General features: G+C 66.6%; 11 protein-coding genes. 9 read left to right on the top strand and 2 right to left on the bottom strand.

Features of this window, described 5'->3' with window-relative positions:
• The first annotated feature begins 51 nt into the window (after positions 1 to 51).
• From AC1DYX_RS23475 to AC1DYX_RS23505, 7 genes are all read left to right on the top strand, one after another.
• Positions 52 to 657 (top strand): MotA/TolQ/ExbB proton channel family protein, encoded by a 606-nt coding sequence (locus AC1DYX_RS23475; RefSeq protein WP_029756900.1) that lies wholly within the window; start codon positions 52 to 54, stop codon positions 655 to 657.
• Complete coding sequence (locus AC1DYX_RS23480; protein WP_029756901.1) at positions 657 to 1,109, top strand: biopolymer transporter ExbD; 453 nt, start codon at positions 657 to 659, stop codon at positions 1,107 to 1,109. Before AC1DYX_RS23475 ends, AC1DYX_RS23480 begins: the two co-directional genes overlap by 1 nt.
• A 136-nt stretch (positions 1,110 to 1,245) precedes the next feature.
• Entirely contained in the window at positions 1,246 to 2,274 is a 1,029-nt protein-coding gene (lpxK, locus tag AC1DYX_RS23485) for a tetraacyldisaccharide 4'-kinase (RefSeq protein WP_477263332.1), read from the top strand.
• Positions 2,255 to 2,428 carry a Trm112 family protein gene (locus tag AC1DYX_RS23490; protein WP_477263333.1) on the top strand — a complete coding sequence of 58 codons (174 nt, stop codon included), beginning with the start codon at positions 2,255 to 2,257 and terminating at the stop codon, positions 2,426 to 2,428. The genes lpxK and AC1DYX_RS23490 overlap by 20 nt, the downstream gene beginning before the upstream one ends.
• A 4-nt stretch (positions 2,429 to 2,432) precedes the next feature.
• Positions 2,433 to 3,185 carry a 3-deoxy-manno-octulosonate cytidylyltransferase gene (kdsB, locus tag AC1DYX_RS23495; protein ID WP_477263335.1) on the top strand — a complete coding sequence of 251 codons (753 nt, stop codon included), beginning with the start codon at positions 2,433 to 2,435 and terminating at the stop codon, positions 3,183 to 3,185.
• Between the two features lie 192 nt (positions 3,186 to 3,377).
• Positions 3,378 to 4,034 (top strand): adenylate kinase, encoded by a 657-nt coding sequence (gene adk, locus AC1DYX_RS23500; RefSeq protein WP_029756904.1) that lies wholly within the window; start codon positions 3,378 to 3,380, stop codon positions 4,032 to 4,034.
• A gap of 195 nt (positions 4,035 to 4,229) precedes the next feature.
• Complete coding sequence (locus tag AC1DYX_RS23505; protein WP_477263337.1) at positions 4,230 to 6,398, top strand: sodium-translocating pyrophosphatase; 2,169 nt, start codon at positions 4,230 to 4,232, stop codon at positions 6,396 to 6,398.
• Here AC1DYX_RS23505 and AC1DYX_RS23510 read toward each other — a convergent pair.
• Positions 6,335 to 6,859: a DsbA family protein gene (locus AC1DYX_RS23510; protein ID WP_477263339.1), complete on the bottom strand. Its 525-nt coding sequence runs from the start codon at positions 6,857 to 6,859 to the stop codon at positions 6,335 to 6,337. The genes AC1DYX_RS23505 and AC1DYX_RS23510 overlap by 64 nt on opposite strands.
• 197 nt (positions 6,860 to 7,056) lie before the next feature.
• Between AC1DYX_RS23510 and AC1DYX_RS23515 the strand changes: the two genes are divergently transcribed.
• Positions 7,057 to 7,254, top strand: coding sequence for a hypothetical protein (locus tag AC1DYX_RS23515; protein WP_477263341.1), 198 nt, complete (start codon positions 7,057 to 7,059; stop codon positions 7,252 to 7,254).
• 48 nt (positions 7,255 to 7,302) lie between these two features.
• On the opposite strand, the gene AC1DYX_RS23520 is transcribed toward AC1DYX_RS23515, so the two are convergent.
• Positions 7,303 to 8,601, bottom strand: a complete 1,299-nt coding sequence (locus AC1DYX_RS23520; protein ID WP_477263343.1) for an acetyl-CoA hydrolase/transferase family protein — start codon at positions 8,599 to 8,601, stop codon at positions 7,303 to 7,305.
• A 162-nt stretch (positions 8,602 to 8,763) separates the two neighbouring features.
• Between AC1DYX_RS23520 and AC1DYX_RS23525 the strand changes: the two genes are divergently transcribed.
• Positions 8,764 to 9,249, top strand: a 486-nt coding sequence (locus tag AC1DYX_RS23525) for a hypothetical protein (RefSeq protein ID WP_477263345.1), incomplete at its 3' end; no start/stop codon positions are given.

The raw sequence follows: 9,249 nt of genomic DNA on the forward strand, positions 1-9,249 counted from the left end.
ACATTGCGCAACTACCTTGTGACGTTGTTTTTACTTATTCAGGAGTTCGTTTTGCTCGCCATTCTTCAAGCCGCCGGCTGGCCCATCTGGCTGTTGCTGATCGCGTCGATCATCGCCCTGGCCCTGATCATCGAGCGCCTGATCTACCTGCGCCGCGAAAAGATCCTGCCGCGCCAGCTGCTCGATGAAGTGATCCAGGTTTATCGCAGCGGCAAGGTGACTTCGGACATCATCGACAAGCTGCAGACGAATTCCCCGCTCGGCGCCGTGCTGGCCGCCGCGCTGCGCAACGTCGACGCACCGCGCGACGTGATGAAGGAATCGATCGAGGAAGCGGGCAGGGGCGTCGCCCACGTGCTGGAACGCTTCCTGACCACGTTGGGCACGATCGCATCGCTGGCGCCGCTGATGGGCCTGTTCGGCACGGTGGTCGGCATGATCGAGATTTTCGGCGCCCAGAACGCCAGCGGCACGAACCCGGCCCAGCTGGCGCACGGCATCTCGGTGGCGCTGTACAACACGGGCTTCGGCCTGGCGATCGCCATGCCGGCCCTCGTGTTCTACCGCCACTTCCGCGCGCTGGTCGACAGCTTCATCATCGACATGGAGCTGCAGGCCGTGAAATTCGTCGACGTCGTCCACGGTGCCCGCAAATGATCGACTTCCGCCGCGGCCGCAAACGCGAGGATCCGGAAATCAACCTGATCCCGTTCATCGACGTGCTGCTGGTCGTGCTGATCTTCCTGATGGTGACGACGACTTACAGCAAGTTCACCGAACTTCAGATCACGTTGCCGACCGCCGATGCCGAGAAGGCGATCGAGAAACCGTTCGAAATCAACGTCACCGTCGACGCCAAGGGTAACTACACGGTGAATAATGTCCCCGTCTCGTTCCACGGTGTCGCCGGCCTCGCCGACGATCTCAAGCGGGCGGCCAGCACCGGCCCGGACGGTCAGCCGCTGGCAACGCCCGTGAAGGACCCCGTGATCATCGTCAACGCCGACCAGTTCGCGATGCACCAGATGGTGATCAACGTGCTGGAAGCGGCGCGCATGGCCGGCTACGACAAGCTGACCTTCGCGGCGCAGACCAGCGGGCAGAAGTAACCAAAAAACGGCGGCTTCGGCGCCGCGGAACGGCGCATCGGCGCCGCGGAACGGCGCATCGGCGCCGCGGAACGGCGCATCGGCGCCGTTCCGGGCGTATCCTCGTTCAACCCCGGCGGGATTTCCCGCATCGTGCATGGCATCCTCTCTCGAAGCTACACTCACCCGCGCCTGGCTCCGGCGCGGGCCGCTCGCCGTGGCCCTGTGGCCGCTGTCCCTGCTGTTCCGCGCGCTGTTGGCGCTGCGCGTGGCCTTGTATCGCGCCGGCCTGCTGAGGGCTGAACGGCTACCGGTCCCCGTCATCGTCGTCGGCAATATCTTCATCGGCGGCACGGGCAAGACGCCGCTGACGATCTGGCTGGCGCAGCAGCTGCGCGCGGCCGGGATGCGGCCCGGCGTGATCTCGCGCGGCCACGGCGGCGCGGAAGAGGCACCGCGCGCAGTGCAGCCCACGTCGCGCGCGCAGGACGTGGGCGACGAGCCTTTGTTGATCGCGGCGCGCGCCGGCTGCCCCGTCGTCGTCGGCCGCCGGCGCGCGCAGGCCGGCCGCCATCTGCTGGACCTGCATCCTGACGTCGACGTGCTGATCGCCGACGATGGCCTGCAGCACTATGCGCTCGCGCGCGACGTCGAGGTGGTGCTGTTCGACGGGCGCGGCACCGGCAATGGCTGGACCCTGCCGGCCGGCCCGCTGCGCGAGGCGCCGTCGCGGCGCCGCGACTTCACCGTCGTCAATGCGGCGGATGTCACGCCCGCGCTCGCGGCCGCAGTGGGCGGACGGCCCTGGCAGATGCGGCTTGCGGGCGATCACGCCGAGCGCCTGATGGATGCCGGCGAACGCGTGCCGCTGTCCGGCCTGCGCGGCCGGCGCGTGCTGGCGGCGGCGGGCATCGGCAATCCGGGCCGCTTCTTCGCCATGTTGCGCGCCGCCGGCCTGGAGGTCGCCGAGCTGCCGCTGCCCGATCACCACGACTTCCTGGACGCCCCGTTCCGCGCCGTCGACGCCGACGTCATCCTGGTGACGGAGAAGGATGCAGTAAAATGTCGGCAACTTGAAACAATCAACAACGATCCACGCGTGTGGGTCGTTCCCGTCGGCGCGCAGATCGATGCCGCGCTGGCGGTCCAAATCGTGGAGAAATGTCGTGGACGCCCGACTGCTTGATATCTTGGTCTGCCCGCTGTGCAAGGGACCGCTCGAATATGACAAGAAAGCGCAGGAACTGATCTGCCGCCCGGACCGCCTGGCCTATCCGATCCGCGACGGCATCCCGATCATGTGGGCCGAAGAGGCGCGCAAGGTCGAGCCGGGCCTGTGATCCCATGAGTTTCGTCGTCATCATCCCGGCCCGCCTGGCCTCGACCCGGCTGCCGAACAAGCCGCTCGCGGACCTGGGCGGCAAGCCGATGATCGTGCGCGTGGCCGAACGCGCGCAGCAATCGGGCGCTTCCCGCATCATCGTCGCCACCGACCACGCCGACATCGCGGCCGCCTGCGCCGCGCACGGCATCGAGGCCTGCATGACCCGCGCCGACCACCCGTCCGGCACCGACCGCATCGCCGAAGTGGCGCAGACGCTGGGCCTCGCGCCGGATGCAGTCGTCGTCAACCTGCAGGGCGACGAGCCCCTGATCGATCCCGCRCTGCTGGCCGCCTGCGCCGCCCGCATCTCCGCGGACGTGCCGATGGCCACCTGTGCGCATCCGTTGTCGGACGTTGCCGACGCTTTCAATCCGAATGTCGTGAAGGTCGTGCTGGACAAGCAGGGGCGTGCGCTGTACTTCTCGCGCGCCACGATCCCCTGGCACCGCGACGGCTTCGCCGCCAGCCGCGAGCAATTGCCCGCAGGTTACGTGCCGCTGCGCCACATCGGCCTGTACGCGTACAGCAACGCCTTCCTGCAACGCTATCCGCAACTGGAGCCGTCGCCGCTGGAATCCATCGAAGCCCTGGAACAATTGCGCGTGCTTTGGCATGGCGTGCCGATCGCCGTGCACGTGACGGCCGAGGCGCCGCATGCCGGTGTCGACACGCCGGCGGACCTGGAGCGGGTGCGACTTTTCTATACGTCTTGATCCGGTTGGAAACTACACATCAGGCTGCTTGCGGCAGGTCAAACGGCTGAGAGATAGCCGGCGGCCAGTGGCGTTTGGTGCTGCTTTTGTGGTAAGTTTCGTACCAGCTAGTCAGAATTGCATCAATACGGTTATCTGTTCCCAGCTATAACCGCGACATAAAAAATTATTAGATACCTTTAGGAATCCTTCATGCGTCTCATTCTGTTAGGAGCCCCCGGTGCCGGCAAAGGCACCCAGGCAAACTTCATCAAAGAAAAATACAACATCCCCCAAATTTCCACCGGCGACATGCTGCGTGCTGCCATCAAGGCCGGCACCGAGCTGGGTATGGCCGCGAAAAAGGTGATGGACGCAGGCCAGCTCGTGTCGGACGACATCATCATCGGCCTGGTGAAGGAACGCCTGAAGGAAGCGGATTGCGCCAACGGCTACCTGTTCGACGGCTTCCCGCGCACGATCGCGCAGGCCGACGCCATGAAGGACAGCGGCGTGCAGATCGACTACGTGCTGGAAATCGACGTGCCGGATGAACTGATCGTCGAACGCATGAGCGGCCGCCGCAGCCACCCGGCCTCGGGCCGCGTGTACCACGTCAAGTTCAACCCGCCGAAGGTCGAAGGCGTCGACGACGTCACCGGCGAACCGCTGGTCCAGCGCGACGACGACAAGGAAGAAACGGTCAAGAAGCGCCTGACCGTGTATCACACGCAGACGGAAGTCCTGCTCGGCTACTACAACAAGTGGGCCCAGTCGGGCCTGCCGGGTGCGCCGAAATACCGCAAGATCTCGGGCGTCGGCCCGGTCGAGCAGGTGCGCGACGCCGCGTTCGCGGCACTCGCCGGTTAAGCATTCCAGGGCGGCATTGCCGCCCTTTTTTGGCTCCGGATGACCTTTGCCATCCGTCCAGGTTTTTAGATCAAAGTTTCGCCGTGGGCCATCGCCGGACGACCCGCGGGAATGCAGCAAGGCAGGCCGCTCGGGTGGACAGCGCATGACGGCCTTCGACTGTGGTTGTTTGATCGAAGAACGAGGGGGACGACAATGGTATCCGCGCAGCTCATCTTCGCCGTCGCGTGCGGCTTCATCGCGGTATTGTACGGACTGTGGTCACGCAGTTGGGTCCTGCGCCAGGATCCCGGCAACGGCCGCATGCAGGAAATCTCGCTGGCCATCCAGCAGGGGGCCTCGGCTTACCTGGCGCGCCAGTACCGCACGATCGCCATCGTCGGCGTCATCCTGCTGATCGCCATCTTCTTCCTTCTCGGCGCGGCCACCGCGGGCGGCTTCCTGGCCGGCGCGCTGCTGTCCGGCGCCTGCGGCTTCATCGGCATGAATGTCTCGGTGCGGGCCAACGTGCGCACGGCGCAGGCGGCCGCGACGGGGCTCGACCAGGCGCTGAACGTCGCCTTCCGCGGCGGCGCCATCACGGGCATGCTGGTCGTCGGCCTGGGGCTGCTGGGCGTGGCGCTGTTCTACTGGATCCTCATCCTGCGCGCGGACGCCGCGCTGTCGCCGCATGACGTCATCCAGCCGCTGGTGGGTCTGGCGTTCGGCGCGTCGCTGATCTCGATCTTCGCGCGCCTTGGTGGCGGCATCTTCACGAAAGGCGCGGACGTGGGCGCCGACCTCGTCGGCAAGGTCGAGGCCGGTATCCCTGAGGATGATCCGCGCAATCCTGCCGTCATCGCCGACAATGTGGGCGACAACGTCGGCGATTGCGCAGGCATGGCGGCCGACCTGTTCGAGACCTATGTCGTCACGCTGGTCGCCACGATGCTGCTCGGCGCGCTGATGGTGCCCGGCATGGGCGGTGTGGGCATGAGCTATCCGCTGCTGCTGGGCGGCGTGTCGATCATCGCGTCCATCGTCGGCTGCTCGCTCGTGAAGWACCATCCGGGCCACAAGATCATGTATGCCCTGTACACCGGACTGTGGTGGTCGGCGGCGCTGTCGCTGATCGGGTTCGCCGTCGTCACGTGGCTCGTGTGGCCGGAGGCCGCCATGCGCTGGCGCATGCTGGGCTGCGCCACGGTCGGCATCGCGCTCACCGGCCTGATGGTCTACATCACCGAGTACTACACGGGCACGGAATTCACTCCCGTGCGTCACATCGCCGAAGCGTCGACGACGGGCCACGGCACCAACATCATCGCGGGGCTGGGCGTGTCGATGAAGTCGACCGCGTATCCCGTGCTCGTCGTGTGCGCCGCGATCCTGATCGCCTACCAGCTGGGCGGCCTGTACGGCATCGCCATCGCCGCCACGGCCATGCTGTCGATGGCGGGCATCATCGTCGCGCTGGACGCCTACGGCCCGATCACGGACAACGCCGGCGGCATCGCCGAGATGAGCGGCATGCCCGACCAGGTGCGCGCCGTCACCGACCCGCTGGATGCCGTCGGCAACACGACGAAGGCCGTCACGAAGGGGTATGCGATCGGCTCCGCGGGGCTGGCCGCCCTGGTGCTGTTCGCCGACTACACGCACGCGCTGGAAGCGAGCGGCACGCGCCTCGCGTTCGACCTGTCGAACCCGATGGTGATCGTCGGGCTGTTCATCGGCGGCCTCGTGCCCTACCTGTTCGGGGCGCTCGCGATGGAAGCGGTGGGCCGGGCCGCGGGTGCCGTCGTGATCGAGGTGCGGCGCCAGTTCCGCGACATCGTCGGCATCATGGCGGGCACCGGCAAGCCGGAATACGACAAGGCCGTCGACATGCTCACGGCCTCCGCCATTCGCGAGATGGTGCTGCCGTCGCTGCTGCCCGTGATCGTGCCGATCCTCGTCGGCATGCTGCTGGGGCCGGCCGCGCTGGGCGGGATGCTGATGGGTACGATCGTGACCGGACTCTTTGTCGCGATCTCGATGACGACGGGCGGCGGCGCCTGGGACAACGCCAAGAAATATATCGAGGACAACCACTACGGCGGCAAGGGCTCCGATGCGCACAAGGCCGCCGTCACGGGCGACACGGTGGGCGATCCGTACAAGGACACGGCGGGCCCGGCCGTGAACCCGCTGATCAAGATCATCAACATCGTGGCGCTGCTGCTCGTGCCGCTGCTGCCGGCAGGCGGCTGGCTGGCGGTGTCGGAACCGATCGCCCTGTACGGGAAACCGGTCGCGACCGCGCACACCGCGACCCCGGTTCAGCGTCCGAGCGCCTCGCTCAGTGCGAATTCGAGCGACGCCCGGTCCGAATCGCCGCGGTAGCGCACGCCGTTGATATAGAACGTGGGCGTGCCCGTCGCGCCATCGTGGCGGGCGCGTTCCGCGTCCGCCTGCACGCGCGGGCGGTGGCGCCGTTCCCGGACCTCGGCGTGGAAGCGTTCGACGTCGAGGTCCAGGCCTTCCGCCAGCACGGCGAAGTCCTGCTCGTCGACGACCCGCCGCTGTTGCCTGAACAGCGCGTCGTGCATGTCCCAGAAACGCCCCTGGCCGCCGGCGGCTTCGGCCGCTTCCGCCGCCAGCTCGGCCAGCGGATGCAGGTGCGCCAGCGGCAGGTGGCGGTAGACGAGGCGGATGCCGCCGAACTGCCCGTCCAGCTCGCGCAGCGCGTGATGGGCACGGGCGCTGTAGGGGCACTGGAAGTCGCCGTACTCGACCACCGTCAGCGCGGCATCCGCCGGGCCACGCACGTGTTCGTCGTTGCCGATCTCGTCAACTCGTCTCATCGATATCCCCTGTCGTGTCGAGGCGCCATCATGACACGCCATGCGTAATCATGTAGTAAATTTTCACCCGGCAAGAAGATAGGTGTAAAAACAAAACAGATGGCGACGTGATCGCCTCCGTTGAGGTAAAGTAGCGTCATTAGCGGTTTTGCATATTGAACAAGCCGCGCCAGCTTACTAACCAAATGGAGAAAATCATGACGAGCTATCTCGGAAGAATGGGCGCCGCCGACGCCCTCGGCCCCGATCTCACCGACGCCCCCAGCGCGGACAGCCTGCCGCTGGCGGAAGACGCGGACCGCGCCGAACTGCGCCGTAACCTGCTGGTCTACGGCATGGCCGGTGCACTGGGCGCCGACCAGGCACGCAGCGCCAACGGCGACGTGCACGGCTGATCGGACACTCAGCCACACGAACGGGACCCGCGGGTCCCGTTTTTTTTTTCAGAACACGCACATGCGGTCGGCTTCCTCGCGCAGCCAGGGCCGGAAGTCCGGATGCGCGATGGCGATCAGTGCCTGCGCGCGCTGCTTGGCCGACTTGCCGCGCAATTGCGCGACGCCCCATTCCGTGACGACGTAGTTGACGTCGTTCTTGCTCGTGGTCGCGTGCGTGCCGGGCGCCAGCGTGGGGACGATGCGCGACACGGTGCCATCCTTGGCCGTCGACGGCAGCACGATGAACGACTTGCCGCCGCGCGAACGGTTCGCAGCGCGCACGAAATCGACCTGGCCGCCGGTGCCGGAATAGGGCAGGTGCCCGATGCTCTCGCTGCCGCACTGGCCGAGCAGGTCGACCTGCAGGCTGGCGTTGATCGACACGAGCTTGTCGTTCTGCCCCGCGACGTACGGGTCGTTCGTGAAGTTCGACGGATGCATCTCCAGCATCGGATTGTGGTGCATGAAGTCGTACAGGCGGCGCGAACCGAGCGCGAACGTTGCTACCATCTTGCCCGGTAGCAGGGTTTTACGCCGGTTGGTGACCGCGCCCGCTTCCACGAGTTTCAGGATGCCGTCGCCGAGCATCTCCGTGTGGATGCCGAGGTCGCGCTTGTCCGTCAACTGCATCACGACGGCATCCGGAATGCCGCCATAGCCGATCTGCAAAGTGGATCCATCCTCGATGTGATCGGCGACGAGGCGGCCGATCGCTTCCTGCACGGGGCCGATGTGCGGCAATCCGACTTCGAGGATCGTGTCTGCGCTTTCGACCAGGGCCGTCACCTGCGAAATGTGCACGTGGCACTGGCCGTGCGTGAACGGCACGTTGGGATTCACCTCCAGCACGACGGCACGCGCCTTCGCGACGGCCGCCATCGTGTAATCCGTGCCGAGGCTGAGGGCGAAGTGGCCGGACGCGCTCATCGGCGACGCCAGCGCGAACACGACGTCGGCGGGCATCAGGTCCCGTTCGATCAACGCGGGGATCTCGGAAAAATAATTCGGGATGAAATCGCACCAGCCGCCCTGGCCGCCGGCCCGCGAGGCGCCGCCGAAGAACAGTGCGGCGTGGCGCACGTGTGGACGGCATTCGGGCTCGAAATAACCATACTTGCGCATGGCGAGGATCTGCGCGACCTGCACGTCGTGAAAGCCCCGGCATTCCTGCGACAATGCGTGCAGCAGGGCGGGCGGTTCGCCGACGCCCGTCGGGACGATGATCATGTCGCCGTCGCGAACGTGGTTGAGGGCATCGAAGGCATTGCCGCGCCGGGCGCGGTACATCTCCTGCATGGACTGCATTGTCGTCTCCTTGTCGTTTTTATGTGAAAACATGGCAGCTTGACAGCGTGGCCCCGGAAACTGACGCCCACCTGACGTGTTGTTGAGGCGCCTGCGCACGCATGCGCGCGCCGGCGCCACGTGGCGCGGCCGATAATGGAACGGCAAGCAGCGAGGACCATCATGAGACCGACACCACACATCTTCGCGGCGCTATTCGCGACTGTCCTGGCACTGTCCGGCATGGCGCACGCCCAGGCGCCGCAGGCGCGCGCGCGCGCGCAGGACGCGGCCACGCAGCATCAATCGGCGCGGACGGAACAGGCGAACCGCGACGCCACCGTGGCCGACGAGGCCAGCACGACGGCGCCGGCGCATACGCCCGCAGCGGATGCGGCCGCCAGACCGCGCACGTCGTCGGCGCCCCGGCTGAGCTATGGGCCCGTGCTGACGCCACGCGGCCAGCAGGGCGCCGACACGGTACGCAAGGACCCGGCCGAGGTACGCGACGAAACCGACACGCTGGCCCRCGAGGCCGCGCCCCGGCCGGAGCATCCGCAACTAACCGACAGCCGTAGCGAGAAACTGGGCGGCAAGCAGCTGGAAGAGCAGCGCCGCCGCGCCGCGGGCCGTCATCAGGCGTGGCAAGGGGAGGGGCCGATGGCGCCG

It is taken from the genome of Massilia sp. P2_C2, assembly GCF_056404615.1.

Bases quoted from the DNA above. Each gene is read 5' to 3' on its own strand.
- lpxK (WP_477263332.1), top strand. From the start codon at position 1,246: ATGGCATCCTCTCTCGAAGCTACACTCACCCGCGCCTGGCTCCGGCGC.
- adk (WP_029756904.1), top strand. From the start codon at position 3,378: ATGCGTCTCATTCTGTTAGGAGCCCCCGGTGCCGGCAAAGGCACCCAG.
- AC1DYX_RS23510 (WP_477263339.1), bottom strand. From the start codon at position 6,859: ATGAGACGAGTTGACGAGATCGGCAACGACGAACACGTGCGTGGCCCG.
- AC1DYX_RS23515 (WP_477263341.1), top strand. From the start codon at position 7,057: ATGACGAGCTATCTCGGAAGAATGGGCGCCGCCGACGCCCTCGGCCCC.
- AC1DYX_RS23520 (WP_477263343.1), bottom strand. From the start codon at position 8,601: ATGCAGTCCATGCAGGAGATGTACCGCGCCCGGCGCGGCAATGCCTTC.